General features: G+C 36.7%; 28 protein-coding genes and 3 pseudogenes. 14 read left to right on the top strand and 17 right to left on the bottom strand.

Annotation, left to right across the window (positions count from 1 at the left end):
• Window positions 1–433 (top strand): SCO family protein (locus tag BN1243_RS06010; RefSeq protein WP_062110444.1); only part of this gene is annotated, 433 nt, incomplete at its 5' end.
• A 15-nt stretch (window positions 434–448) separates the two neighbouring features.
• Here BN1243_RS06010 and BN1243_RS06015 read toward each other — a convergent pair.
• Window positions 449–823: pseudogene (locus BN1243_RS06015) on the bottom strand (transposase); the annotation flags it as partial.
• Between the two features lie 420 nt (window positions 824–1,243).
• Here BN1243_RS06015 and BN1243_RS06020 point away from each other — a divergent pair.
• From BN1243_RS06020 to BN1243_RS06030, 3 genes and pseudogenes are all read left to right on the top strand, one after another.
• Window positions 1,244–1,735, top strand: a pseudogene (locus BN1243_RS06020) (proline dehydrogenase family protein); the annotation flags it as partial.
• A 22-nt stretch (window positions 1,736–1,757) separates the two neighbouring features.
• The gene (gene pruA, locus BN1243_RS06025) at window positions 1,758–3,308 is read left to right on the top strand and encodes an L-glutamate gamma-semialdehyde dehydrogenase (RefSeq protein ID WP_062110397.1); all 1,551 of its coding nucleotides are present in this window, start codon (window positions 1,758–1,760) and stop codon (window positions 3,306–3,308) included.
• A 197-nt stretch (window positions 3,309–3,505) separates the two neighbouring features.
• Complete coding sequence (locus tag BN1243_RS06030; protein WP_062104995.1) at window positions 3,506–4,735, top strand: PucR family transcriptional regulator; 1,230 nt, start codon at window positions 3,506–3,508, stop codon at window positions 4,733–4,735.
• Here the strand turns inward: BN1243_RS06030 and BN1243_RS06035 are convergent.
• From BN1243_RS06035 to hemE, 4 genes are all read right to left on the bottom strand, one after another.
• Window positions 4,715–5,215, bottom strand: coding sequence for a transposase (locus tag BN1243_RS06035; protein WP_084781809.1), 501 nt, complete (start codon window positions 5,213–5,215; stop codon window positions 4,715–4,717). The genes BN1243_RS06030 and BN1243_RS06035 overlap by 21 nt on opposite strands.
• Window positions 5,216–5,572: 357 nt before the next feature.
• A complete protein-coding gene (gene hemY / locus BN1243_RS06040; RefSeq protein WP_062104664.1) occupies window positions 5,573–6,988 on the bottom strand; it encodes a protoporphyrinogen oxidase in 1,416 nt (471 codons plus the stop codon).
• A 27-nt stretch (window positions 6,989–7,015) separates the two neighbouring features.
• Window positions 7,016–7,951, bottom strand: a complete 936-nt coding sequence (gene hemH, locus BN1243_RS06045; RefSeq protein ID WP_062104663.1) for a ferrochelatase — start codon at window positions 7,949–7,951, stop codon at window positions 7,016–7,018.
• 18 nt (window positions 7,952–7,969) lie between these two features.
• Entirely contained in the window at window positions 7,970–9,019 is a 1,050-nt protein-coding gene (gene hemE, locus BN1243_RS06050) for a uroporphyrinogen decarboxylase (protein ID WP_062104662.1), read from the bottom strand.
• A gap of 249 nt (window positions 9,020–9,268) precedes the next feature.
• Here hemE and BN1243_RS06055 point away from each other — a divergent pair, with 249 nt between their 5' ends.
• Both BN1243_RS06055 and BN1243_RS06060 read left to right on the top strand, forming a co-directional pair.
• A complete protein-coding gene (locus tag BN1243_RS06055; protein WP_062105325.1) occupies window positions 9,269–9,793 on the top strand; it encodes an antibiotic biosynthesis monooxygenase family protein in 525 nt (174 codons plus the stop codon).
• A gap of 92 nt (window positions 9,794–9,885) precedes the next feature.
• Window positions 9,886–11,064: a M20 family metallopeptidase gene (locus tag BN1243_RS06060; protein WP_062105326.1), complete on the top strand. Its 1,179-nt coding sequence runs from the start codon at window positions 9,886–9,888 to the stop codon at window positions 11,062–11,064.
• A gap of 170 nt (window positions 11,065–11,234) precedes the next feature.
• Here the strand turns inward: BN1243_RS06060 and BN1243_RS06065 are convergent, their stop codons facing one another.
• Together BN1243_RS06065 and BN1243_RS06070 are read right to left on the bottom strand one after the other, a co-directional pair.
• The gene (locus BN1243_RS06065) at window positions 11,235–12,464 is read right to left on the bottom strand and encodes an ABC transporter permease (protein WP_062105327.1); all 1,230 of its coding nucleotides are present in this window, start codon (window positions 12,462–12,464) and stop codon (window positions 11,235–11,237) included.
• Window positions 12,451–13,197, bottom strand: a complete 747-nt coding sequence (locus BN1243_RS06070) for an ABC transporter ATP-binding protein (RefSeq protein WP_062105328.1) — start codon at window positions 13,195–13,197, stop codon at window positions 12,451–12,453. The genes BN1243_RS06065 and BN1243_RS06070 overlap by 14 nt, the downstream gene beginning before the upstream one ends.
• A gap of 696 nt (window positions 13,198–13,893) precedes the next feature.
• On the opposite strand from BN1243_RS06070, the gene BN1243_RS06075 reads away from it, so the two are divergent.
• Window positions 13,894–14,313: an HIT family protein gene (locus tag BN1243_RS06075; protein WP_062105329.1), complete on the top strand. Its 420-nt coding sequence runs from the start codon at window positions 13,894–13,896 to the stop codon at window positions 14,311–14,313.
• 131 nt (window positions 14,314–14,444) lie between these two features.
• Complete coding sequence (locus BN1243_RS06080; RefSeq protein WP_062105330.1) at window positions 14,445–14,966, top strand: tryptophan transporter; 522 nt, start codon at window positions 14,445–14,447, stop codon at window positions 14,964–14,966.
• 29 nt (window positions 14,967–14,995) lie between these two features.
• Here the strand turns inward: BN1243_RS06080 and BN1243_RS06085 are convergent, their stop codons facing one another.
• A complete protein-coding gene (locus tag BN1243_RS06085; RefSeq protein WP_407638848.1) occupies window positions 14,996–15,190 on the bottom strand; it encodes a membrane protein YhzF in 195 nt (64 codons plus the stop codon).
• A 185-nt stretch (window positions 15,191–15,375) separates the two neighbouring features.
• Between BN1243_RS06085 and BN1243_RS06090 the strand changes: the two genes are divergently transcribed.
• A complete protein-coding gene (locus tag BN1243_RS06090; protein WP_062105331.1) occupies window positions 15,376–15,750 on the top strand; it encodes a YtxH domain-containing protein in 375 nt (124 codons plus the stop codon).
• A gap of 188 nt (window positions 15,751–15,938) precedes the next feature.
• Entirely contained in the window at window positions 15,939–16,499 is a 561-nt protein-coding gene (locus BN1243_RS06095; protein ID WP_062105332.1) for an HTH-type transcriptional regulator Hpr, read from the top strand.
• Window position 16,500: 1 nt separating this feature from the next.
• On the opposite strand, the gene BN1243_RS06100 is transcribed toward BN1243_RS06095, so the two are convergent.
• Entirely contained in the window at window positions 16,501–16,830 is a 330-nt protein-coding gene (locus BN1243_RS06100) for a DUF1878 family protein (RefSeq protein WP_062105333.1), read from the bottom strand.
• Window positions 16,831–17,000: 170 nt separating this feature from the next.
• Between BN1243_RS06100 and BN1243_RS06105 the strand changes: the two genes are divergently transcribed.
• Both BN1243_RS06105 and BN1243_RS22465 read left to right on the top strand, forming a co-directional pair.
• On the top strand, window positions 17,001–17,537 hold the full coding sequence (locus tag BN1243_RS06105; protein ID WP_062105334.1) for a DUF3267 domain-containing protein: 537 nt from the start codon (window positions 17,001–17,003) through the stop codon (window positions 17,535–17,537).
• A gap of 171 nt (window positions 17,538–17,708) precedes the next feature.
• The gene (locus BN1243_RS22465; protein ID WP_084781827.1) at window positions 17,709–17,888 is read left to right on the top strand and encodes a hypothetical protein; all 180 of its coding nucleotides are present in this window, start codon (window positions 17,709–17,711) and stop codon (window positions 17,886–17,888) included.
• Window positions 17,889–17,954: 66 nt separating this feature from the next.
• Here the strand turns inward: BN1243_RS22465 and BN1243_RS06110 are convergent, their stop codons facing one another.
• Both BN1243_RS06110 and BN1243_RS21550 read right to left on the bottom strand, forming a co-directional pair.
• A complete protein-coding gene (locus BN1243_RS06110; protein ID WP_062105335.1) occupies window positions 17,955–18,047 on the bottom strand; it encodes a YjcZ family sporulation protein in 93 nt (30 codons plus the stop codon).
• A gap of 86 nt (window positions 18,048–18,133) precedes the next feature.
• The gene (locus tag BN1243_RS21550) at window positions 18,134–18,220 is read right to left on the bottom strand and encodes a YjcZ family sporulation protein (RefSeq protein ID WP_084781828.1); all 87 of its coding nucleotides are present in this window, start codon (window positions 18,218–18,220) and stop codon (window positions 18,134–18,136) included.
• A 173-nt stretch (window positions 18,221–18,393) separates the two neighbouring features.
• Here BN1243_RS21550 and BN1243_RS06115 point away from each other — a divergent pair, with 173 nt between their 5' ends.
• Complete coding sequence (locus BN1243_RS06115) at window positions 18,394–19,302, top strand: peptidylprolyl isomerase (protein WP_062105336.1); 909 nt, start codon at window positions 18,394–18,396, stop codon at window positions 19,300–19,302.
• 249 nt (window positions 19,303–19,551) lie between these two features.
• Here BN1243_RS06115 and BN1243_RS06120 read toward each other — a convergent pair whose 3' ends face one another.
• The 6 genes and pseudogenes from BN1243_RS06120 to BN1243_RS22985 all read right to left on the bottom strand — a co-directional run.
• A complete protein-coding gene (locus tag BN1243_RS06120; RefSeq protein WP_062105337.1) occupies window positions 19,552–19,740 on the bottom strand; it encodes a sporulation YhaL family protein in 189 nt (62 codons plus the stop codon).
• A 78-nt stretch (window positions 19,741–19,818) separates the two neighbouring features.
• Window positions 19,819–20,763 (bottom strand): 3'-5' exoribonuclease YhaM, encoded by a 945-nt coding sequence (gene yhaM, locus BN1243_RS06125; protein WP_062105338.1) that lies wholly within the window; start codon window positions 20,761–20,763, stop codon window positions 19,819–19,821.
• Between the two features lie 92 nt (window positions 20,764–20,855).
• A complete protein-coding gene (locus BN1243_RS06130) occupies window positions 20,856–23,795 on the bottom strand; it encodes an ATP-binding protein (RefSeq protein WP_062105339.1) in 2,940 nt (979 codons plus the stop codon).
• A 15-nt stretch (window positions 23,796–23,810) separates the two neighbouring features.
• Window positions 23,811–25,043 carry a metallophosphoesterase family protein gene (locus BN1243_RS06135; RefSeq protein ID WP_062105340.1) on the bottom strand — a complete coding sequence of 411 codons (1,233 nt, stop codon included), beginning with the start codon at window positions 25,041–25,043 and terminating at the stop codon, window positions 23,811–23,813.
• A gap of 86 nt (window positions 25,044–25,129) precedes the next feature.
• A complete protein-coding gene (locus BN1243_RS06140; protein WP_062105341.1) occupies window positions 25,130–25,993 on the bottom strand; it encodes a Cof-type HAD-IIB family hydrolase in 864 nt (287 codons plus the stop codon).
• Window positions 25,994–26,188: 195 nt separating this feature from the next.
• A pseudogene (locus BN1243_RS22985) lies at window positions 26,189–26,511 on the bottom strand (transposase); the annotation flags it as partial.
• 94 nt (window positions 26,512–26,605) lie between these two features.
• On the opposite strand from BN1243_RS22985, the gene BN1243_RS22480 reads away from it, so the two are divergent.
• The gene (locus tag BN1243_RS22480) at window positions 26,606–26,743 is read left to right on the top strand and encodes a hypothetical protein (RefSeq protein WP_230200111.1); all 138 of its coding nucleotides are present in this window, start codon (window positions 26,606–26,608) and stop codon (window positions 26,741–26,743) included.
• The last annotated feature ends 187 nt before the right edge of the window (window positions 26,744–26,930 follow it).

Below are 26,930 nucleotides of genomic sequence, written 5' to 3' on the forward strand. Positions count from 1 at the left end.
AAAGGGAAATGTATGGGTAGCTGATTTCGTTTTTACAAATTGCACTACAGTTTGCCCGCCAATGACTGCTAATATGACAGAACTTCAACAAATGGTCGAAAAACAGGGGCTTGACAATGTTCATTTTGTTTCCTTTAGTGTCGATCCCGAAGTAGACTCGCCCAAAGCTCTAAAAAAATATGGAGAAGCGTTCGGAGCCAATTTTTCAACATGGCATTTTTTAACAGGCTATGAACAAGAAGTCATTGAGGATTATGCTTATAAGAATTTTAAAGAATGGGTTAAAAAACCGGATAATAACGATCAAGTCATTCACGGAGTCAGTTTTTATCTAATTAATAAAAATGGAGAAGTTATTACCCAATATCCCGGTAATGAAGATGTTCCTTTTAAACAAATTGTAAAAGATATCAAATCAGCCTCTAAACAATAAAAACAAGTGGCTGTCCTATAAGTCCCTCGAATAAAACAGGAGGAGAAAAATGACACTTTTTTCTCCTCCTGTTTTTGTGTTTTTTCGCTTATTACCTGAAAATAGCTGGCGAATGCTGGCTATTTTCAGGAGATTGTGAGCAAAGGCCACAATTCCGAATTCAGTGTGGACCTTTTCAAGACCCCGTAGTAAAAATCTACGGAATGACCGATTGCCCTTGATGTGATCGAACACCCTTTCCACCTCAATCTTGCGCCGAGCGTAGATAGCTGCCTTCTTATCACATTCAAGGGCTGTTTTTGCTTTTGTTTTCATTTCTTCGAAAATCGGATTCCAATGAACTTGACGATTACCTTTGGCTTTTGTGCAGACTTCTTTCAATGGGCAACCCGAACAGTCTTCTCATTCGTAAATCTTGTAGATTTAAAGCTTTGCCATCTTCGATGTTCAGGAGTTCATTTCGGAAAAACATATTGCGCGTGTGGTGGATGAAATGGTGGAGGCGATTCCCGATGCACAACTCTTTGCGTATTATACGGGTGGCGGCCGTAGTTCCTATCATCCAAAAATAATGCTGAAAGTCATTCTGTATAAGGAGCGATCTATGAATGTTGTGTGGTAACTTCATTTTACTAGATAGGACGATTTTTTTGTGCACTTTTTTTAGATATGTTAAAAATAATCGTTTCATTTTAAGCACGTTGATTGGAGCAGAAGGCGCGAGACTCCTGCGGGAATAACATGAGCCTTGAGACCCCGCAAGTCGCACAGCGACTGAGGAGGCTCAAGCCATGCCCGCGGAAAGCGAGNATTCATTTATTTAAGCAATTTAAAGAATCTTATACCTGTGTAAGTACCGTGCTCCAAGCCTATTTATATCGTTCTGAACAGGATTTGAAAGATCTTAGCACGTACCAACCATTTTTACGGTTAGTTAAAGGTGCGTATAAAGAATCCCCTAACGTCGCCTTTGCTGATAAGAAAGATGTAGATGATAACTATAAAAAGCTGATTAAGCACAGCTTAGAATACGGCCTTTATACTGCTATTGCCACTCATGACGATACTATGATCGACTACACTAAAGAATTGGCTACAAACTTGAACATATCTAAGCAGCAATTTGAATTTCAAATGTTGTATGGAATGCGAAATAATTTGCAGTCAATCCTAGTTCAGGATGGCTATAAAGTGAGGGTTTATGTACCTTATGGTGAGGATTGGTACGGTTACTTTATGAGAAGGTTAGCAGAAAGGCCTGCAAATATTGCTTTTGCATTTAAGGGACTAACAAAAAAATAGTTAAATACATTTTTTAGGAGTGATAGTATTGATTACGTATAAACATGAACCTTTTACTGATTTTACGAAAGAAAAAAATCAAAAAGAATTTGCTAAAGCTATACAACTTGTTGAAAGTTATCTAGGAAAAGACTATCCGCTAATCATCAATGGCGAGTCTATCACTACGGAAGATCATATTATTTCTATTAATCCAGCGAATAAAAAAGAGGTTATAGGACGTGTCTCAAAAGCAGATCGAAAAATGGTCGAACTTGCAATGGAAAGTGCCTTAAGGGCATTTGAAACATGGAAAAAAACGAAACCTGAAGTTCGAGCAAATATCCTTTTTAAAGCTAGTGCCATTATTCGTCGCCGTAAACATGAGTTCTCTGCATTGTTAGTGAAGGAAGCTGGAAAACCATGGAACGAAGCGGATGCAGATACTGCGGAAGCCATTGATTTCTTGGAATATTATGGACGACAAATGTTAGAAATGAAGAACGGAAAAAAAGTGGAGAGTAGACCTGGTGAATATAATCGCTATGACTATATTCCACTCGGCGTAGGTGTGGTCATTTCACCGTGGAATTTTGCCTTCGCAATCATGGCAGGAACTACCGTAGCTGCACTTGTTTCAGGGAATACGGTACTGTTAAAACCTGCATCAACGACACCGATTATTGCAGCAAAATTTATTGAGGTGTTAATAGAAGCTGGCTTACCAAAAGGTGTAGTAAATTTTATACCAAGTAGTGGATCGGAAATTGGTGATTACATTGTCGATCATCCTAAAACACGATTTATTAGCTTTACTGGTTCTCGAGAAGTAGGTACTCGCATTTATGAACGTGCTGCAAAAGTAAATGAGTCACAAATTTGGTTAAAGCGTGTCATCGCTGAAATGGGAGGTAAAGACACGATTATCGTTGATACAGAAGCTGACTTAGAACTGGCTGCCCAATCCATAGTTCGTTCAGCTTTTGGTTTCTCCGGACAAAAATGCTCTGCATGTTCCCGTGCGATCATTGTAGAGGATGTTTACGATCAAGTTTTAGGCCGTGCGGTTGAATTAACGAAAGAACTAACCGTAGGGGATCCAACAAATCCAGATCATTTTATGGGGCCAGTTAATGACCAAAATGCTTTTGATAAAATAATGAACTATATTGAAATTGGCATGGATGAAGGTCGGTTAATGATTGGTGGAGCAGGTGATGACACAATAGGCTATTTCATACAGCCGACCATTTTTGCAGATGCTGACCCTAATGCTCGGATTATGCAAGAGGAAATTTTTGGACCTGTAGTAGCATTTTCTAAAGCTAGGGATTTTACGCACGCAATCAAAATAGCCAATAACACAGAATATGGATTAACAGGAGCAGTCATTTCAAATAACCGCGATCATTTAGAACAAGCGCGCGAAGATTTTCATGTTGGGAATCTATATTTCAATCGTGGCTGTACAGGTGCTATCGTTGGTTATCAACCATTTGGAGGCTTCAATATGTCAGGTACAGATTCGAAAGCAGGCGGTCCTGATTATCTCCTCCTCCATTTACAAGCAAAAACAACTTCGGAAATGCTTTGAATAAGGAAAGCGAAAATGCACTGTTTAGCGAAGTACAAACTTCGGTCCCTTTGACTTATCATAGGGGATGAGCTCTGAACAAATTGCATGCATCGAGCTAGAAATAAGGGAGTGTCTCCTTTATCTCTAGCTTTTTTTACTGTCTAAGCTATCACTATGGTAGACTATGGTAAGAATGCTTTGCGAGGTGAATATTCTTGAAGCCATTATTAGAAAAAATCTTTACACTATCTGATATTGATGAAATAGCCGATTTAATAAGCAATCATTTAAAAAAACCGATCATTATTGAAGATCATCAATTTTCTTTATTGGCCTATAATTCCTTTTACATTGACCGGTTTGATGAGGTAAACAAATTAACGATCTTTGCAAAACGTTGGCCAATTTCCATTGTAGAAAAATTTTTCGATGAAGGGATTGTGGACCAACTTAAAACATCTTCAAAACCTTTCAGAGTTAAGGAAATGAAAGAAATTGGCCTTAATCAGAGGGTTGTTGTAAGCGCTAAATATAAAGGGACAATCTTAGGCTATATATGGATACAAGAAACAGCTCCTCTACTGACTGACAAAGAATTTGCATTCATACACGAGGTTTCTTCTCATATTGCTAAGCTACTATATGAAAACAATCAAAATAAACTTAAGAAAAGCCAAGAAAAAGATATATTTTTCAAAAAAGTTATAGGTGACTTTTATCAAACAGAGAAACAAATGAAGTCGGCAGCAGCTAATGTGAATGTTAAGTTCCCAAAATTTTTTATTCTAAATGTATTTTCCGTACCTCAAGAAAACGAACATATTTTTAACGATCTTTTAGATAGAATAATACTGTATTTAAATACTTTAAAATACCCTACTCATCTATTTACAGATCATTTAAAAATTATCGTTTTAATTGGAAGTGACTTAGCTCCTTCTCGCGAATTAACGGAAAGTACCAAAAACTTAACATCCCTTATTTTAGATCATTTTCCAGAACAAACCATTTATTCTGGCATCAGTAATGAACACTCATCTGTTCTCAAATTAAAACATAGCTACTTAGAAGCACTTGAAGTGATAAAAACGGGAAAATTCCTAGGTTTAGGCAAGCTCCCCTCTTTCGAATACAAAAACCTTGGGATTTTGCGGTATCTTGAAACGATTTCTAGCTATCACACAAAATTAAATTATACTAATAGTGATTTATTAATCTTAAAGCAGAAAGATGAGGAAAGCCAAACAAGCTTAATCGAAACATTAGAGTTGTTTTTATTAAATAACTGTCGTTTAAAGCCATCAGCTGAACAATTATATATTCACACGAATACATTAAAATATCGATTAAATCAAATTGCAGAATTAACTTCAATTCAATTTGATAGCTTTCTAATGAATTGTCAATTATATATTGATATACAGTTAATGAAAACGGATGAATAAAGGGGCTGTCCTATAAGTCCCTCGAATAAAACAGGAGGAGAAAAATGACACTTTTTTCTCCTCCTGTTTTTGTGTTTTTTTGCTTATTACCTGAAAATAGCTGGCTATTTTCAGGAGATTGTGAGCCAAGGCCACAATTCCGAATTCAGTGTGGACCTTTTCAAGACCCCGTAGTAAATATCTACGGAATGACCGATTGCCCTTGATGTGACCGAACACGCTTTCCACCTCAATCTTGCGCCGAGCGTAGATAGCTGCCTTCTTATCACATTCAAGGGCTGTTTTTGCTTTTGTTTTCATTTCTTCGAAAATCGGATTCCAATGAACTTTACGATCACCTTTGGCTTTTGTGTAGACTTCTTTCAATGGGCAACCCGAACAGTATTCACATTGGTAAATCTTGTAGCTTTGCACAAATCCTGAGGCGTTTTTCTTGTTTTGATCCCTTTTAAAAATGATTCTCTGTCCATTCGGACAGATGAATAGATCGTCCTCTCAGTAGTAATCTTCGGATTGCACATAAAAATCGTCCTCTCTATGAATGTTGTGTGGTAACTTCATTTTACTAGATAGGACGATTTTTTTGTGCACTTTTTTTAGATATGTTAAAAATAATCGTTTCATTTTAAGCACGTTGATTGGAGCAGAAGGCGCGAGACTCCTGCGGGAATAACATGAGCCTTGAGACCCCGCAAGTCGCACAGCGACTGAGGAGGCTCAAGCCATGCCCGCGGAAAGCGAGTGCCTTCTGCGGAAATCAACACCCTCGTTTAAAACAACTAAAAAAAGGGCAGCCAAAAAGGGAAGTGATCTTCCACTTTTTGGATAGCCCCTTGTTTATTTATACTTAAAATAGTCCAATACTTGGTCAGCGACTTTCCGACCGTGTGTAATGCAATCGGGAAGACCGATACCATCAAAAGAACTTCCTGCAACAAATACACCTGGTAGATCTTGACCTAACTGTGCCCGAAAGTTTTCTAAACGTGCTTGGTGCCCAACGGTATATTGCGGGAAGGCTTCAATCCAACGAGTTACAATCGCAAAATCTGGCTTGGCCTCTATATTCAATGTTGCTTTTAAATCAGCTAGCACGATTTCTTCTATCTCGGCGTCAGACAAATCAACAACGGTCTCTTCACCGGTTCTTCCAACATAGCAGCGGAGCAAAGCCTTACCAGGCGGTGCTGTGTGTGGCCATTTTTTATGTGTCCATGTACATGCAGTAATTGTATAATCACTATGTCTAGAAACAACAAATCCAGCTCCGTTATCTATATTCCGCACCTCATCCTCATCAAACGCTAGTACTACAGTTGCAACTGTAGTGGCAGGAACCTGCTTAAATTCTTTAATATATTCCTTTTCAGGAAATAATCCTGTTAATGCAAGGTGTGGTAACGCAAGGACGATACTATCTGCCTGCATCACTTCATTATTGTTTAAACTTAACTCATATTGACCAGCAATCTCATTGATCTCTGTAACCATCGTCCCAGTTACAATCGAAATGGACTTTAACTTTTCTTCAATCGCATCTACTAGTGACTGTAAGCCCTCTTTCAAAGTGAGAAAGACCCCTTGGTTTTTGCTTGTTAGTTGATTTTTCGAGTGAGATTTTGTTAGCTTTTTCAGTCCTCGAATAATACTACGATGCTCACATTCCGCATGATAAAATTGCGGAAAAGTGGACATTAAACTTAATTGGTCAATATCACCAATGAAAATACCCGATAAAAGCGGCTCTACTAAATTTTCCGCCACTTCATCTCCTAATCTTCTACGAATAAAATGCCCAACAGATTGATCTCCAGCATCTTTAGAGCGCGGTATAATAAAATCGCATGTTGCTCTCAGCTTTCCTTGAACGGAAAATAGTCCCGTTTTCATAAACGAACCCAATTGCGTTGGAATCCCCATGATTGCACCTTCAGGCATCTCATGCATCCTGTCCTTCACTAACACATATACTTTATCAGACGCATTTTTGACTAAATTTGATTCTAATCCAACATCATGAATTAATTCTGTTGCGCTGATCTTGCGTTCAAGGAAAGAGTCTGGGCCCTTTTCAATGACAAATCCATTGCGATATTCGGTTTGAATTTTCCCACCCAATCTTGGACTTGCCTCTACTAGTGTGATATCTACTGGCAAATTATGAGTTTTTACTGTTTTATTTAAATAAAAAGCGGCTGACAAGCCGGTGATGCCAGCACCAACTACAACCACTTTTTTCCTTTTTTGATTCAATATTTGATCGCCTACTTTAATCCAGCCTTATATTTTCCCTAGATGTCTTAAAACAACCGTTGCCATAGCATCTATAAAAGCAGGCTGTGCGTCAGGCATTGGCGGACGATGATAAGCAGCCCCCACTTCATCAGTCACGGCTTTACATTCAACATCATTATCATATAAAACTTCTAAATGGGTAGAAACAAAACCGACAGGAATATATACGAAAGCTTTATAGCCTTTTTGACGATGAAGATTACGTGTTAAATCCTGAACATCTGGTCCAAGCCATGGATCCGGTGTGTTCCCTTCGCTCTGCCAACCTACTTCATAATTTGTAATACCAGCTTCCCGGGCAATCATATCCGCTGTTTCATGCAATTGATTTGGATAAGGGTCACCATATTCTAATATTTTTTCAGGAAGGCTGTGTGCCGAAACAATTAGACAAGCAGCATTACGCTCCTCTTCCTCCATCTCTTCGTACACTTTCTTCACTTCATCCACCCAAAATTGAATGAATTTTGGCTCTTGATACCAGCTTTCAACTGACGTAATTACAGGTCCGCCTAATTTTTTAGCGGTTTCCTTCGCCCGTTCATTATAAGACTTTACACTAAATGTTGAAAAATGCGGTGCAAGCACGATGGAAACAGCTTCCTGAATCCCATCATTATGCATTTGTTCCACAGCATCCTCAATAAAAGGTTCAATATGTTTTAATCCAATATAGGCTTTGAACTCAATATCATCCTGCACTGCATTCAAACGATCTTGAAGCCCGTAGGCCTGATCTTCCGTAATTTTAGCTAATGGTGAAATTCCGCCAATTGCTCTATATCGATTCGTTAAATCATCTAATGCTTCCTTTGACGGAGTTCTTCCATGGCGAATATGAGTATAATAACGTTCGATATCCTCCTCATTATAAGGGGTACCGTAGGCCATGACTAATAAACCTAACTTCTTCCGTGTCATTTTTTCACTCCTAGTTGTTTACAATTCTTTTAATTTCTCTGCGCTATATTCATGAACAAATGCGGTAAGACGCTTTAATACCTCTGGGTTCACTTCAGGGAAAACGCCATGGCCAAGATTAAATATAAATCCAGGCTGTTCTATACCTTGATCAATAATTTCTCGAGCACGTTGTTCAATCGTATTCCAATCTGCAATTAAAACAGCAGGATCCAAATTCCCTTGTACCGCCCTAGTGACTCCAAGTTTTCTTGCCTCCGAAATCGGAAGTCTCCAGTCGAGTCCTACTACGTCAAGCGGAAGTTCATTCCACTCTAAAACAAGATGGCTAGCCCCTACCCCATGCATGATTAGCGGGACATCGGCTTCTTGCATCTCTAAGAAGATTTTAGACATTACAGGTTTGATATAGTGCTGATAATCAGCCCTACTTAAAGCACCGACCCATGAATCAAATATTTGTAAAGCACTTGCTCCAGCTTGTACCTGAGCTTTTAAGTATCGAACGGTCATATTCGCTAGCTTGTCCATTAGTAAAAACCATGATTCAGGTTCTGAATACATGAAGGCTTTTGTTTTATGATAATTTTTCGAAGGTCCCCCCTCAATCATATAACTCGCTAATGTGAAAGGAGCTCCTGCAAAACCGATTAGCGGAACATCCAATTGCTCTTCTGTTAATAGTTTGATTGTATCAAGAACATAAGGAATATCCTCTTCTGGATTTAATTCCCCTAGTTTTTCCACATCAACTTTAGAACGGATCGGCTGATCAATAACTGGCCCAATACCACTCTTAATTTCAACTCCTACTCCGATAGCTGGAAGTGGAGTCATAATATCTTTGTAAAGTATGGCAGCATCCACATCGTACATATCAACAGGTAACTTTGTAACATAGGCACATATCTCTGGCTGATGGGTAATCTCAAAAAGAGAATATTTTTCTTTCAGCTTTCGATATTCTGCTTGGGACCGTCCAGCTTGACGCATATACCAAACTGGAACATGCTTTGTCTTTTTACTTTTAGCTGCTTGTAGAAATGTATCATTGATTATTTTTTTCACGAACGAACATACCCGCCTTTCATTTTGACGCATATTCTGTACTATTTAACGCTAAACTATATTGAATAGTATCTTTACTATCTGTTTTCCTATTTAAATATATTATTTTTTCAAGTTAAATTACAGTATAGTGATCTTCTTGTCATAAATTTGTCCCTTTTGAAGGCTCTTTTATACATATTTTATCCATAATTCGTTATCCTTAGATATAAGCTATGAAAGTTCAAAAAAATAAAAAGAGGTGGGAGTATGTATATTTATATTACTTCAGGAACCTATCCATTTTTAAAAAAAATTAAAATGAAACATTCAAAAGAGAATATGTTATTAATGCAAAGTGTCCGTTCCGCGGAAATTTGGCATGAAACAGAAGGAAATACAGTTTTCAAATCACCGCGTAAATACGAAGTACTTGATGCAGAGGGAAGTTTTTCCAATGAAGGGTTTGTATCATGTGATCATATACCAGTAAGAGATGAAAACAAACCAATCTTTGAATTTGAATTTGGAAATAAGGCTAATATGGCTAAACATGCGGACGGATTTATAGCAGCTCGTATTCTGCGACCTCTTTCTCATCATGATACGTACCTCATTATGAAAATGTGGCACAATGAAAAAAAATATCGAAATTGGTTAGATTCTAATGACCACCATCATATGGATATTCAAAACAAAATGGGAAATATATTCTCAGGTCCTGCATATACATCTACATTTATAGTTTCTAAAGATGAAATAGAGAAAGATGATAATGAACTCGAAAAGCTTTAAGTCTTTTTGAGTTTTTTTATTCATTTCGCATTTTTTGAATTGTATAATGAATTTATAACACAACATTCATTATAGTCAGGATGTGATTTTTGATGAAGGAAAAATTATTCAAACGATTAGAACAACTATACGAAGAAATGGTAGAAATTAGAAGATATTTACACCAGCATCCAGAATTGTCCTTTCAAGAAAAGAAAACTGCCGCTTATATTGCCAATTATTATCACCAACTTGGGCTAAAAGATGTTCGAACAGGTGTAGGAGGAACCGGAGTTGTAGCTAAAATAAAAGGTGGAAGACCCGGAAAAACAATTGCTCTAAGAGCTGATTTCGATGCGTTGCCGATACAAGAGGAAACTGGGCTTCCCTTTCAATCAATCGTTCCTGGAGTTATGCATGCATGTGGGCATGATGGGCATACGTCCACTTTGTTAGTGTTAGCAAAAGTCCTTTTTGAAATGAGAGATGAACTCTCAGGGCAATATATCATCATTCATCAACACGCTGAGGAAATCTCACCTGGAGGGGCCAAACCAATGATTGAGGATGGCTGCCTAGATGGTGTCGATACTATCTTCGGAACCCATTTATGGGCAAGCATTCCCTATGGTACTCTTCACTATCGCAGCGGGCCGATTATGGCTGCTGCCGACCGCTTTGAAATTACAATTAAAGGTTACGGGGGGCATGGTGCACAGCCCCATAAAACAAAAGATTCGATCGTGATCGGTTCACAACTAATTATGAATTTACAGCAAATTGTTAGCAGAAAAGTGGACCCTATTGAATCTGCTGTTTTATCCATCGGCTATTTTGTAGCAGACAATTCCTTCAATGTTATTGCTGACCAGGCAAAGCTTGGCGGAACTGTCCGCACTTTTAATCCAGTTATTCAAGATATGATCGAAAAAGAGGTCAGAAGAATTGTTGAAGGAACGTGTCTAGCTGCTGGGTGCGATTATGATATAAAGTATAATCGTGGTTATCCAGCTGTTGTCAATCATGAAGCGGAAACAGAGTTTCTTGCGGAATGTGCACGTGAAGTTCCTGAACTGTCCACTGTTGAAGAATGCGCACCAGAAATGGGTGGCGAGGATTTCGCTTATTATTTACAAAATGTTAAGGGTACCTTCTTTTTCACAGGTGCTAAACCAGATAATGTCGTTAATCCCTACCCTCACCATCATCCTAAATTTGACATTAACGAACAATCAATGCTAGCTGCCGCTCGAACATTAGGTTGGGCTGCATTGAAATCACAGTTAGCATAAGAATAACGCCAGACGGTCAATTATGTGTGACAGAAAAATATTCTTTCCATTAAAAAGACGGCCTGTGCCTATAGTGGAAAGGTTGAGCTAAAGCTAGGACAATGCATAGCCATAATATCGCTTCTTCTTTACAGCAAAAATCACCCAAAGGTCATCCTTGGGTGATTTACTTAGTTTCCTTGTATTTCTAACTTTTTGATTCTGCTCGGAGCATACGCTTTTGAAAATAAAATAGCAAATGCAATCGAAACCCCCGCAACAATCCCACCTTGAATTATATTTCCACCAAGCCAAGCACACACCCCAAATAATACGGCCTGTACAACTAAAGTTTTCAGAAGTAAATCAAGAAAAGCTGATTGTTTTTGACGGGCGGCAATGGGATAAAGACTTGTCCAAATTATGAAATCATGTTTTTTAAGCATAGGAAAAAGTTGAAATCCTGTTAAATACAGAAATAGTAAGGAAACAGCAATTGACAAATATAAATTCCCCGCAAAGAGGATAATAAGTGCGGAAATAAGTGTTAACCTAATAATTAATCCCGAAAATTCACTCGTCCTCATTATCGTTCTCGAATATAGAAAACGAAACGTTTCCTTACTGTCATATGGAATCGACGAAAAAATAGGATCTAACCATTTTCTCCTCTTTACACGTCCTTTTAAATGAGGAACATCCGTAAACATATTGGCAACGTGATAAAACGCCTGCATTCTCCCCTGTTCCTTTTCAATCAATGTCTCCCACTTTAGTCCTTTATTTTGAACAGCTTTCCAGAGATACATTGTAAATACTACTTGAATTAATACAACTGCACCTATAAACCAAAGGCTAGCTTCCTTCAAAACAAAGTAAAATAGCAGAGCATTCATTGCAAATCGGATGATCCAATCATAGATAAGCGAATGTGAACTACTCATTTTTAACATCCACCAATGAACAACTATATTCCAAATTTTCATGGTGAGGGATATAAGAAGTAAATAGAAAAACCATGTATACTTATTCCCTGTTACATGTACGTACATAGGCATACAAGCCGCAAGAACAATCAAAATTAAGTAAGCTTGAGTAAAAAAGCTTAATCCAATCCCTTTGCGAAAATAAGACCCTAGTTTTGTTTCAAGTGGAAGTAAAAAAACTATATCTGCTTGTTTTAACAAGGTTGTAATTGGACTTGCCGAAAGTACTAATGCAAGAAGTACAGCCATTATGAAGGCAACTGGGAATGAAGGCTCCAAAGTTTTCACCCATTGCGGATAATAATAAATCGCCGCTCCTCCCCCAAAAATCAATACAAACAGTATATGATCATTAAACATATACTTAAAATACTTCCTCAAGTTTTGAATATAAGCTTGTATTCTTTCCTTCCACAACTCATCAATACTCTTCATGGATCTCTTCCTTTGTCAATTGCAGATAAATATCATCCAAAGTCGCGCCCCGCATTGAAAATTCGCTTTGCAAATCACGAAGGGTTCCTTTAGCTCGGATTTTCCCATCATGTAAAATGATAAAGCTATCACAATAACGTTCAGCCGTAGCGAGAATATGAGTAGACATAATAATCCCCGCACCATTCCGTTTCATTTTATCCATTAACTCCAAGAGCGATTGAATACCGAGCGGATCTAGGCCGACAAATGGTTCATCAATAATATACAAGGCTGGTTCAATTAAAAAAGCACACATGATCATCACTTTTTGTTTCATACCTTTAGAAAAATGAGCTGGAAACCATTTAAGTTGTTTTTCAAGCCGGAACTCTTTTAACAACCTCCCAATACGTTCCTTGTACATATTTTCTGGTATGCCATATGCCATCGCTGTTAATTTTAAATGTTCCTCAAGTGTCAGCTCCTCATAAAGAATAGGTGTTTCGGGAACGAAGGAAAATTGCTTTCGATATTCTTCTGGCTTATCTTTCAGCGAGATCCCGTTGATCGTTATACTCCCTGAACGTTCTTCCATTAAACCGATAATATGTTTTATAGTAGTGCTTTTCCCTGCTCCATTTAACCCTATTAATCCGACAATTTGACCAGCTTCCATAGAAAAGGATATATCTTTCAATACAGGACGCTTCGTATAACCGCCCGTTAGATTTTTCACTTCTACTAATGCCATCGACAACTCCCTCTCTCTAATTATCACTACACGTATTTTAACAAATTATCTCATACATTGCCGTTTCTTCATCACACGTCAGAATTCCTGCACCACTATCCAAATTATAAAAACGATTATCCCTATTTTTACGACATATTTGTTAAGAGTTAGGTGGCTATCTATGACGAAAATAAATATGTACTTAGCGGAAAATGGCCGGATGACGCAAATTGGATAATTTTACCTCTAATAATAAAGGATCAACGGGTTAATATAAATAGCGAAGGGGCGGAAAAAAGCTAAATTGTCCTAGACAAAAAGCTGACTAAAGGAAAGTTACGATCACAATGACATGAATAATTGGATAGTCAAACTTGAAAATCATGACTTTGGGAGATGGTTCCGTTGGACATGATAATGGAAAAATCAAACTTAATCGAACGATAAGGGAGATGATTCCGTTGGGCATTGCTAGTGGAAAACCAGACTTAAATTCATGACAAGGGAGATGGTTCCGTTGGGCATGCAATTGGTTAATCGAGAAATTCTTTATTTTAAGTCGTTTCGATAAATACGAAATGGCTTAATAAAAGAATCTTTCCAAAAAAATCCGCTTATCCCTTCAACGTGCAAGGTCTTATTCAGACCTTGCACGTTTTTCACTTTCTAGTAACTATGGTAAAATTAGGAAAAATCTATTGGAGAGTGAAAGTAATGAGTAATTGTATTTTCTGCAAAATAGTTAACGGAGAACTGCCATCTGCTAAAGTTTTCGAAAATGATGATGTTTTAGCTTTCCTCGATCTAAGCCAGGTTACTAAAGGGCATACTTTAGTCATCCCTAAAGCTCATGCGAATGATATTTTTCAATTAACGCCTGAAGCAGCGGCTAAACTATTCGCAGTCGTTCCTGAAATTTCAACAGCTCTTAAAACGACTTACGAGGCAAAAGGACTAAACCTCATTAATAACAATGGTTCTTTTGCAGGACAAGAAGTTTTTCATTACCATTTACATTTAATTCCTCGTTATGATAAAACAGATGGAATTAAAGTTACATACACTAATCATCAAAAAGATTATTCTGGTGAAGATTTGCAAACGATTGCCTCCACCATCAGAAAGCAGTTCTAGATAATTCTTATTTAAAATATACCTTTCCTCTTCTTGAATGGTGTGATAAAATATTCCTAATCTTTCGCTGGCGGCAAAGAGTGCACGTCAGGAAAGTAAAGAGCAGAGTTGAGAAGAGGAGAGATAAAAAAATGAATACCAGAACACTTGTTTTTTTAGCCTTATTAGTTGGGGTAGGGACAGTCTTGCATGTAGTTATACCGCCGACATTATTGATCAAACCAGACATGATGTTAGCAATGTTATTTCTTGGTATCGCCTTATTTCCTGATAAGAAAAACGTGCTACTACTTGGTATCGTAACGGGGATTATTACGGCTCTTACAACTGGCGTACCTGGAGGACAAATCCCGAATATGATCGATAAGCCTATCACAGCATTTGTATTTTTTGGTTTATACATTCTGTTAGCAAAAAAACTGCCGAAACTTACTTCGCTTATTATTTCATCAATCGCTGGTACTATAGTGTCAGGAACGCTCTTTTTAGGTTCTCTAGCACTTCTGTTTAAATTACCTGAGGCATTCCTAGCAATGTTTGGGTTAGGTGTATTACCTGCAGCCGCATTAAATCCAATTTTTTTGTCTATCCTCTTTCCAGTAGTGATAGCTATTTTAAAAAGAACAAATTTCACATCAACTGTTGAAATGTAAATATTATAAAAAGAACCCTCGGGTTCTTTTTATTTTGCTAAAATAGCAAATAAAATTCCAAGAAATAAAAAACAAGCCCCTGCTCCACCTAATTTTTTTGCCCTTTCCTTTAAAACTCGCTTTGGAGGGTAGATTCCTGGCTTCTGAAACGCGACTAGAAAATAACTCATACCTACAAGTAGAATTATCCCAATAGTAATAAAAAGAACTTTCATTATTCCCACTTATGCTCACCTCAATCACACCTTCATTTTTTGAGCACATGCCACAATAATCTAAAATTACTGCTTTCCTAATATTCTATGCATGAGTATGGCAAGCATGATATCATTTAGTTAAACCGTTAAGCAGGATTTTTTACATTTTTGGAGAAGATGTAGAATAAGTCGATATTTTTGGGGTGATACAAATGAATGGAAAAGCGCTTATTTATGGAGTTCTAGTTGGCGGTGTTGTAGGGGCAGCAACAGCTCTTTTAACTGCGCCAAGCTCTGGTAAGGAACTTCGCCAACAAATGAAAACGACGAGTAGTGACTGGGCTAAAACAGCCACTGATTTGAAAGAGGACATGAAAGAACTAAAATCTTCCCTTTTTAAAGCTTCTAAAGAGGGAAAAGAAGTTATTAAAGAACTAGCTGGCGACCTTAAAATTGCTGCACAAGAATGGCAAAAAAGTATAGAACCTAATAAGGACGCCTTACAAGCAGAAATGAAAGAAATTCAAAAAACTATTGCACAATTAGAAGATCAACTGAAAGAAGGAAAGAATAACTTAATTAGCTAAATCGGTATATTTAGTCTTATTGTCAAAAAGTTATCTTCAAATCTTGAAAAAGGATTCTGATCCCATAAAGAATGAGGGTTGTCACACTAGACATCCCTCATTTTTTTCAATCATTAATAATTTTGCTAATTTACATCTTTATTAATTTTTACTTTATTGGCATAATATATAAAAGGGGTTGGATTAACATGGAAGATCATATAAAAGAATCAATGTTGTTTTCCCAAAGAATGGCGCAATTGAGCAAAGCTTTATGGAAATCAATCGAAAAGGATTGGCAAGGTTGGATTAAACCCTTTAATCTAAATATTAATGAACACCATATCCTTTGGATTGCTCACCACCTAAATGGTGCGACTATTTCCGATATTGCAAAATTTGGAGTTATGCACGTCTCAACAGCATTTAACTTTTCAAAAAAGTTAGAAGAACGCGGACTATTGCAATTTTCCAAACGTGAAAACGACAAACGCAATACATACATCAAGCTGACGGAAAAAGGAAAGAATCTTCTAACAGAACTAATGGCTGCTTATAACCCAGCTAATAATTCCGTTTACCAAGGCGCTGCTCCTCTCCGTGATTTATACGGAAAATTTCCAGACATTCTAGAGTTATTAGCGATTGTCCGTAATATTTATGGTGATGACTTTATGAATATTTTTGAAAAATCCTTTGAAAACCTAGAAAAAGAATTTATTCAAAGTGAAGAAGAAAACAAAAAAGAACAAGTTGAAAATGTAGGATAATTTAAAAATTCCTTTTCAACACGTCCATTAACCCTGGGTAAATGTTTTGCTTTAGACAAGCATCAACCACTTCTTTTGGGTCTAATTTTGGATGGAGACGATGGATAAATTCAACAAAAAGCGGAGCATGAAAAACAAACTTATCCGCTTTTTGTTTCGGTATCTCCTTGTTCAACTCTTCACACAACTCGAAAAATTCTTCTACTTCTCTCTCCTCGAGATTTTTTACAATCACTAAATAATCGAATTCATGTGCTTCAGGTTGAAGCATCTTTAACATTAGCTTTTGGTGGTATTCGAGTTTCTCTATTCTGGCAAGTAAATGATCCATTCTTCACTACCTCATAATATAAGTTGTCCGTATTTGGATGTATTCGCTGTTAATTTCCAGATTCCTTCATATAGTGCAATTCTTACAGGGAAAAAGCCTATTGATTTTGTCAGCAATTCATCGTAAAGTATGTAGAGTTAAAGTTTAAGCAAATTGTGGAGGCTAATCCCATGCAATGTTGGAAGGCATATAATGTAAACAAAAAATATCAGTTTACACGTTTTTTTGTAATCTCAACTTTTATAGCTCTATTCACCTTTATTGCTCTCTACGTTTCTATGCAAACAATGGTTTCAATGCAATTGAAAGATCATCATTTTATTGTTTTTGCAATTTTGTTCATTTTACTCTATCCTATGCATAAACTGTTGCATATACTTCCACTCACTAAAACCTATAAATATATTCAATTGGGAATAGAGTTTTATTTTTATATATTACCTATTATACATGTTAATATTCGCACACCAATTTCAAAAAACAAGTATGCCTTTGCCTTACTTTTCCCATTTTTCATTATTAATTCAGTGTTAATAGTAATGCTATTCATATTACCAGAATCTCGCCATTTTATAGCGATTTTATTATCTTACCATATTGGAATGTGTGCTTTTGATTTAATATTCTTAAAAAAGTTATTTGTCTCCCCTCGTGGAGCTTTAATTGAGGAAAACGAAGATGGCTTTGAAATACTGGTGAATAAATGAGAATAGATTACCTCTAAGAAGGGGTGCTGGAACTAGACATATAAACGAAACTGTCCACTCCAGTGCCTTCGAAGGGCAAATTCTTCTAGCCTTTGCCATTATTTATTCTATCTTTTTTCGAATAAGTTTGCTATTCTTTACTAAACAGGAGATGAAGGGAAGGATGATATATTGGTCTCCATTTTTATTTTTTTCGCTATTTTCGTCTTATACATATTTAATAATTTGACAAATTCCCTTTGCATTGTAAAGGAGATACCTGAAGAAAGACAGCCAAAAGTGTTTCGGACCATTAATATTTTAATTACCATTTTACTTTTTTCATCTTATGTAGAAATTTTGTATACTTAAAAAAGTACAATAGCTCAAAAGGCGGGTTCCCAAATCGGAACTCGCCTTTTTGAATCAATTTCATTTTTAGTAAAGCCAAGATGCCCCAACAATGATCAACAAAATGAACAACACTACGATCAGGGCAAAGCCACCGCCGTATCCTACTCCTCCGCTCATTTACAACACCTCCTCTGGTTCCTGCTATTTATCATATTCAAGTTCATTTTCAGATGTTAGGCCATTTGCCTAGTTTTTGCTATTTTTTAGAAAATGTACGCTGACCCTATAATGATCAGCAATATAAAGAGAACAACAACCAAAGCAAAACCAGAATATCCAGCAACTTCCATATTAATGACCTCCTTATTACTTTCCGTACATCATATGCCCACAATAGACGTTTGTTTGAAGCATTCGCCTAATTTTCTTCAAATTATCGAAAAATGTTTTTATCTGAATTAAACTATGTTATAGTATACTTTGTGCTAAACAAAATTCGACTTAATTTTAGGGAGTTGTCTGCATGAAAAAATGGATTTTATCCCTCACGTTAGCTGCTGGAGTTGTGGGACTTGCTGCATGCAGTGGCAATGGCGGAGAAGATGTTGCAAAAACAAAAGCAGGAAATGTAACAAAAGATGAACTTTACCAAGCAATGAAGGAAAGAATTGGTGAGCCAATGCTTCAACAACTTGTATTGGAAAAAGTTCTTGAAAAAGAATATAAAGTATCAGAAGATGAAATAAACGAAAGATTAGAAAAAATAAAAGGTGAAACTGGAGAACAGTTTGAATCGCAAATTCTACAATACGGATACAAAGATGAAGATGACTTCCGCACCGCATTAAAGTTTAGCCTCCTTCAAGAAAAGGCGGCCATTAAAGATGTGAAAGTAACAGAAGATGAAGTAAAAGAATATTACGATAATCTAGAATTACCTATTGAAGTTCGCCATATCATCGTTGACCCTGAAGATGAAGAACTAGCAAAAGAGATAAAAGCGAAATTGGATAAAGGTGAAGATTTTGCCAAGCTTGCTGAAGAATATTCCATAGATGGAACAAAGGAAACTGGCGGCGATCTTGGGAAAATTGAAAAAGATAACGAAGGTTGGGATGCTGATTTCAGAGAAGCAGCATTCAAATTGAAGAAAGATGAAATTAGCGAACCAGTAAAAACACAGTTCGGTTGGCATATTATTCAAGTGACGGACAAGCCAGAAAAGGAACCATTTGATAAAGCGAAAGACGAATATGAGTATGAATTAAAATTGTCCAAGCTCGATAATGAAGCAGTTAACGATGCTGTGAAAAAAGAAGTTCAAAATGCCAAAGTTGATATTAAAGATAAAGAATTGAAATCAGCTTTAGACTCTTATCTTAAAGAACCAGAAGCTGCCGATCAAAGTGATGACGATTCTGCGGATAAATAATTAATCCCAAATATTTTTCAAAGAAAAAAGCTGCGATTATGCAGCTTTTTTCTTTATTATACTTATCCGACTCCGACGGATAGATCTTTGCACCTTAAGGCGGTCAGCGTGTAATATCGATGGCTAATTAGATTCCTACGATAATCTACAAATCTATGCGAAATGTCATCTGTCTTTTAATTTCTCTTAATTCGTCAAAAAGCTAGAAAGTTTGTCCATCGATGGGCAATGTGCTTGCGCTTTTGTTCTTTATGCTTTTGCTTTACTCCCTCTTCTCCGTTCCTTTTCTTTCTCCATCCGCTCTAAGTAAACTTGTCCTTCCTTTTCAATCCATTCAGTTTCAATTTCTTTGTCTTCTTTAGCGGTTTTTACGGCCATAAAAGCACTAATGAAAACACCGATAACGACAAAATAGATCCATATTGGTAGAGACAGCATGGTACTCCTCCTTTAGCTTGTCCTTTTATTAAAATTATATGTTAGAAGATAAAAAAAATGCCTCTCAAATGAGAGACACTATTTATGAAAAGTAGGTTTATAGAATGAGCGATTATCCAAAGCAAAGATTCTTTCCGAAAACTCTCCTGGTTTGACTCGCTTCATAGCGCGATCAAGCATATTCATCTTAGCATCTAAATTATCAATTAGATGGAGAATTTCCGCCTCTTTTATCATCGGCTGTTTAGGACTACCCCATTCCAATTTTCCATGGTGACTTAAAACAAGGTGTTGTAGTACAACAATTTCTTCCCCTTGAATACCTAACTCCTCGGCAGCCTTAGCAATTTCATTTACGATGATCGTAATATGACCTAGTAAATTCCCTTCTACTGTATAAGAAGCAGATACGGGGCCAGATAGTTCAATAACTTTTCCCAAATCGTGTAAAATAATTCCTGAATATAATAGATCGCGATCCAAGGATGGATAAAGTTCCGAAATAGATCTTGCTAAATCTAACATAGATACTACATGATACCCTAGTCCTGAAACAAATTCATGATGATTTTTTGTTGCAGCCGGGTATTCCAAAAAACGATCTAAGTATTTTTTTAGTAAGTGTCTTGTGACTCTTTGTATGTTTGGATTTTTCATTTCAAAAATATATTGGGTTACTTTGCTAGAAATTTCATCCTTTTCAATTGGGGCTGTCTCTAAAAGATCAGATACCCGAACTCCGTCTTGCGGTGAAGCTGGCCTAACTTGCCTAATTTTCAGTTGCATTCTTCCTCGATAGTTATGGACTTCTCCTGCAACTCGAATAATCGTTTCAGGTTGATAGATTTTAACCTGTTCATCTGATGTATCCCATAGTTTCGCCTCTATATCCCCTGATTGATCTTGGAGGATTAAAGTAAGGAATGGTTTTCCATTACTCGCTATTCCTTTTGTTGCACTCTTTATGAGCAAAAATAGATCTACCTGCTCTCCAACATCGTGTTGCAATAGTTCCTTTGCCATCTTCAGCGCCCCCATCCCTCTAAATATATCTAGTAAAATTATAACATATTTAATAGCCTTAACGCTTCCTAACGTTATCTCAGTCTCATAACTTATATTTTTTGGAAATGAGCATTTTCAGATAATATGGTAATATTTTTTTCATCGAAATGTTTACAGAGATGCTCGTGACATGAGAAAAAAAGAATTTGCGTATCCCCGCTCATCTTTTCTAACAAAGCTAATACTTTCTTTGTCCTTTTTTTATCAAAATTTACAAAACCATCATCCACGATGACAGGTAAAGGATAGTCGCAATGGATCACATCAACAAGAGCGAAACGAAAGGCAGTATATAAAATCTCTTGTGTTCCTTGACTTAATTCAATTGGAGCAAACAGCGTACCATCAAATCTTTCAACGATGAGTTGATCATGATCTTGAAAATAAATCCGATGATATTTTTCTTCGGTTAAAAAAGCTAAATTTTCCTCAGCTTTTTTTATAACCTTTGGAAAACGCTCCTTAATAAATTGGTCCATCGTCTTTCGAATAATCGCCTTAGCTATGACAAGTTTTGCCCACTCTTTCGCCTCTTCGTTAAAGCTCGATTGCAATTGGTGAAAACGATGGAGGTTTTCCGTATATGTTCCTCCTTCTTCCAAAGTATGAATCTTATAACTAGTCGCAGCTAATTCATGGCGAAACTGATCGATATTTTCGTTTATCTCTTTTAACTTTTCTTGTACTTTAAATTGTTTGTCTTTCACATTATTGAGAGATGGAGAGGAAGACGCTTTTTCTATAATCACTTCATCTAACTGAGTATCCAATAATGCTTTCCTAGCTTTTAAATTATTAACTTCTTGAAACTCTCTTTCTTTCTTCCGATAATCTTCTTCATTTTCTGTACCTGCCAGCTCGTGCAGCTCCTTTATACTCACTTCATATTCATCCAACTCAATTTTTAATGATTGTAGTTCAACGAGTATATCTTGCTGTTTAACAAGCAATTCTCTTTTACGAAGATTATTCTCCTTTTCTGCTTTTATCTTCATATTAATTTGAACATAGAGTTCCCGCGGATCTAATAATGATAAGTCGAGCTGTTTTGCTAATGCTTCAATTTTCTCAATCCAGTTTTGATGTCTCTCTTCTTTTAATTTAAGACGAAATTTTTCCTTTTTTTCTATTCCTAGTAATGAGACTAACTCTAATAGAAGTTCATATGCATCACCAAGTCGTTGATTTGAAAAATCAAGTTCAAATCCCAACTCTTTTTTCAGTTGATTTAAACGATTGTCATTTTCTTCAATTAGACGTATTATTTCTTGTTTTTGCTGCTCGTGATCTTCGAGACGCTGCTTATATTGCTCTAACTCTCGATATATTTCTTTCCATTCTTTTCGAAGCTGAAGCTGCTGTTGAAATAAGAGACTATCCTTATCTCCCTTCTTTTCTAACATCTCTGTTATTGCGCTTATTCGTTGTTCAAAATCATTATTCTGATCCTTTTTATAACTTATTACCGTAATAACCAGAAAATAAATGAAGGTTAATAAAGCAAAAGAAGTTATGAACCATTGTGTTGATAAAATCGACCAAATTAAAAGTCCGAAGCTGATAAGTCCAAAACAACCATGGATGATCACCGTTTTTTTCTTCTGCTTATCCTTTCTCTTTTCAATCTCCATTAAATGCAAAAGTCTCTCTTTTTCTCTCAATAATTCTGCTTCACTTTGCTTATTTTCTATTTCTCTTTGCAATTGCTTAAATTCATATTCTGGAATTAAGTCTGTTTCGATGTCTATACACTTTTTTTCAACATAGACCAAGTCATTTTCAACTTTCTCTATTTGAGAACTAATCCCAGTAAGTTTACCTTTCAAACTTAAGCTCTGATCGAGTCCCTCACGTATTTTTCCTTTTATATCAAACCCCAAATTTGCTTCCGGCAATAACTCTAATTTTTCATTTGAGAGATTCAAGACTAGGCTTATTTCATTTATTCGTGATTGGCAATCTTCAAGCTTTCGCGCAAGTTCTTTTATTTCAGCTTCGTTTTGAAGAAACAAAGGCCATTCCTGAACAAGCTTATCCCCTTTTTCTACAATCAAATCAAATTTATCTATATCTGTATGTATGCTCATTTGTTGGCTAATATCTTCTAGTTTTTTATCTAAACTTCTCATTCTGCTAGAGAGAGTATGCATTCTATCGGAAATCTTTTCAAATCTAGTAAGACCGTCTACTGGAAACTGAATGTGTCCAATCTTTTCTAACCGTTCGTGAATCTGTTCATTTTCTTTTAACATTGGCCATTTTTCAATTAATTCATTGATTGTCAATAATTCCTGTTTGCACTTATTCGCTTGAATATTTGCCGTTTCAATTTCTGCTAAAAGAGCTGTTTTCTTACTTATTAATGATTCATAATCATTATTTTGCTGCTTTGCTTTTTTCAATTCTTGTTCTTGTTCACGCAACGTTTTCAATAGTTCGTTTAATTTCGGTTTCCGGCCATTCGGTTTAAATAATTGTTCAGCTTCTTTTTGAATACGCTCTTCCTCACTTACAAGTAGATCTGTACCGACTGTACCAGCAGCTAGTAAATACCGACCAATAGCTTCTCCTTTTAAACGCTGAACCTCTTGTAGTCCTTCAAGATTAAACGAAAAAATGCTCTGATACATCCATTTATCCATACCTGAGAGAAGTTTCTCAAGTAATTGATCATTACCTGTCGTTCCGTCAGCCAGTTTTACTGTTACATCACCACTCGACTTCCCTTTTACCCGTTCGATCATAACTTCTCCATATCGGCTACTCTCAATAATAATCTGACCACCGTAGGCTGAATGAAATTTGGGTTCATAGCGTAATTCGGATTGCTGCCTTGGTGGAAATCCAAATAAAACACTATGAATAAACGACATAATCGTTGATTTTCCTGCTTCATTTTCTCCAAAAATTATTTGCAATTGGGAGAGATCAGCGATACGAAAATCAACGAACTTGCCATATCCATATATATGAATAGCTTTCAACTTCAACGTATTTTCACCACCTTACAGCCCAAGTCGTTCAAGAATGAACACTTTTGCCTCTTTGACTAATTTTTCTTTCTCCTTCTCATCTAGTTGGGTTAAGTAACGACTTGCGTAAACATTCGTATATAAACTAGAAATACTGTTTTCTAATGATTGCTGCTCTACCATTTCACAAGCAGCAGAATTCATAATCTTTATAAACTCATCATTCTCTGCTAGCTGTTCACTTTCTTTCAATATTTGATAAGTTATTCTACAAGGCCAAACAAAGGTACCATTCCATTCAAAATCTTCTTGAAGCATCTCCAAAAATTCGCCATTGTCCAGTTTTTGTTTAATAGTTGACGGCATTATCTGTTTAAGCAATATATGAATATTAACTAGAATTCCTTGCATTTCCTTTTGGACTATCGATTCAATCGCATGCTTGCATGATTGATAGAATTCTGTAAAATTCATTTTTTCATGATACACTATTTCAACTGATTCCCAGCGGATAACAGCTGTTGGAATGAACTCTAGACTAGGTGTCCCATATTTTGAAAGTTTAACAGCAAAACACCCTTTTTCTCCAAGTTCCTGACGGTGTCGGCCTTGAGGATTTCCGGAATATACAACCCATGGATCTTCATGTAAAACCTCACTTTTATGGATATGACCCAACGCCCAATAATCCATATCCTTTTCAAGTAATTCATGTAGAGAGAAAGGTGCATAAGGTTGATGTGAGCTTGTCCCACCTTCACAGTGACCGTGTAAAAGGCCGATATGAAAATCCGCGTCCCCTACCTTTTTATAATCTAATACTTTTCGGTCTCTCACATGACGCTCTGAATAACTAAATCCGTATAAATGAACAGTCTTGCCAGTTTTCGTCTTAAGGCGTTTCATTTCTACCTCTGTTCCGAATACATGAACATTCTGAGGTAAGTCAAGCGTTAGCCAACTACCTCCGAGATGATCATGATTACCATGAACGATAAATACTTGAATGCCAGCTTTTTCCAACCTTTCCATTTGCCGCCTGAGCCTTGCTTGTGCTTTGATACTCCGATCTTCCCCATCAAATAAATCACCAACAATAACAACAAAGTCAACATCTCTTTCTATAGCTGCATCGATAATTCGTTGCAGCGCCATAAAGGTGCTCTCTTGAACGTTCTCCCATAAATCTTTTGGTAAATTATGCAGGCCAAGAAACGGGCTGTCCAAATGTAAATCGGCAGTATGTATAAAGCGAACCTCATCCATAATAAGCCTCCCCTCGAACGAATGTACGTTCTTATATTATACAATAGATTAACAAAAAAAAATACCCGTTCATGACGGGTTTTAGTTTATTTTAACATTCTCCTTAGAAAAGCTAATTTATATTGTTTCCGAAAGTGTTCCTTCACCATATATGCGAGACCATCATCTTCATTTGTCCTAGTTAACCAATCTGCCGCTTGTTTCACCTCTGACGGAGCATTCCCCATGGCAACTCCTAGTCCAGCCCATTCAATTAATGTTAAATCATCCATGCCCGATCCTATTGCTACAACTTCTTCCCTTTTGATCCCATGCTGACCGCAAATATATTGAACTCCGCTTAGTTTTGAGATACTTGCAGGAACAATATCCATTCTTAATAAGTCTACCTCAATGCAATCAACTTCATTGTACATTTCCTTAATTGCCTTAATCGCATCATTTTCGTCATTTTTATGTTCAAAATATACTTCAATTTTAGGTGATGTAGCAGGATGTTCGAGTAGTTCTTCACTTAAAGAATCGACATATTGCTCAGAGTATGAAAAGCGATTTGTTCTTTGAAACATAACCTTAGCTACTAAATTTTCCGGTAATTTCATTTTATTGCCAATCGCAAACCGTTCATGCACGATCTTAATATGACAGGAAAACGATGATTCCAAAAAAGATACAAGTTCTTCAGTAATTTTTTCGTGAATTCTCTTAGCAAACACAGGCTTATCTAATTCCTTTGCGATAAATGCTCCTTGATGAGAAACAATTTGACTATCTATTTTTAGCTGTTTGGCCACTCTTTGGGCAGATTGGAAATTCCTTGATGTCGACAAAATGACTTTTACATCTTTTTTTTGAGCAAATTCTATAGCTTCTTTAGTCGATTTATTTATTCGTCCATTATCCTGCAATAATGTACCGTCAATATTCAAAGCAAGCAGTTTATACACCATGCTGATACCCCCTCTTATTGCGCAGGAATTTCTATACTATCTTATGTAGGGAAAACACGGATAGAACTTTTAAAAAAAGAAAAGCGGCTTGCAAAGTATGAACATTATAAGAAATATAACAGCGTGAGACAAAAAGGGGCTGTCCTATAAGTCCCTCGAATTAAACATGAGGAGAAAAATGACACTTTTTTCTCCTCATGTTTTTGTGTTTTTTCGCTTATTACCTGAAAATAGCTGGCGAATGCTGGCTATTTTCAGGAGATTGTGAGCAAAGGCCACAATTCCGAATTCAGTGTGGACCTTTTCATGACCCCGTAGTAAAAATCTACGGAATGACCGATTGCCCTTGATGTGACCGAACACCTTTCCACCTCAATCTTGCGCCGAGCGTAGATAGCTGCCTTCTTATCACATTCAAGGGCTGTTTTTGCTTTTGTTTTCATTTCTTCGAAAATCGGATTCCAATGAACTTGACGATTACCTTTGGCTTTTGTGCAGACTTCTTTCAATGGGCAACCCGAACAGTCTTCTCATTCGTAAATCTTGTAGATTTAAAGCTTTGCCATCTTCGATGTTCAGGAGTTCATTTCGGAAAAACATATTGCGCGTGTGGTGGATGAAATGGTGGAGGCGATTCCCGATGCACAACTCTTTGCGTATTATACGGGTGGCGGCCGTAGTTCCTATCATCCAAAAATAATGCTGAAAGTCATTCTGTATGAGGAGCGATCTATGAATGTTGTGTGGTAACTTCATTTTACTAGATAGGACGATTTTTTTGTGCACTTTTTTTAGATATGTTAAAAATAATCGTTTCATTTTAAGCACGTTGATTGGAGCAGAAGGCGCGAGACTCCTGCGGGAATAACATGAGCCTTGAGACCCCGCAAGTCGCACAGCGACTGAGGAGGCTCAAGCCATGCCCGCGGAAAGCGAG

The sequence above is a fragment of the Bacillus niameyensis genome (genome assembly GCF_001375535.1).
GTDB lineage: Bacteria > Bacillota > Bacilli > Bacillales > Bacillaceae_C > Lederbergia > Lederbergia niameyensis.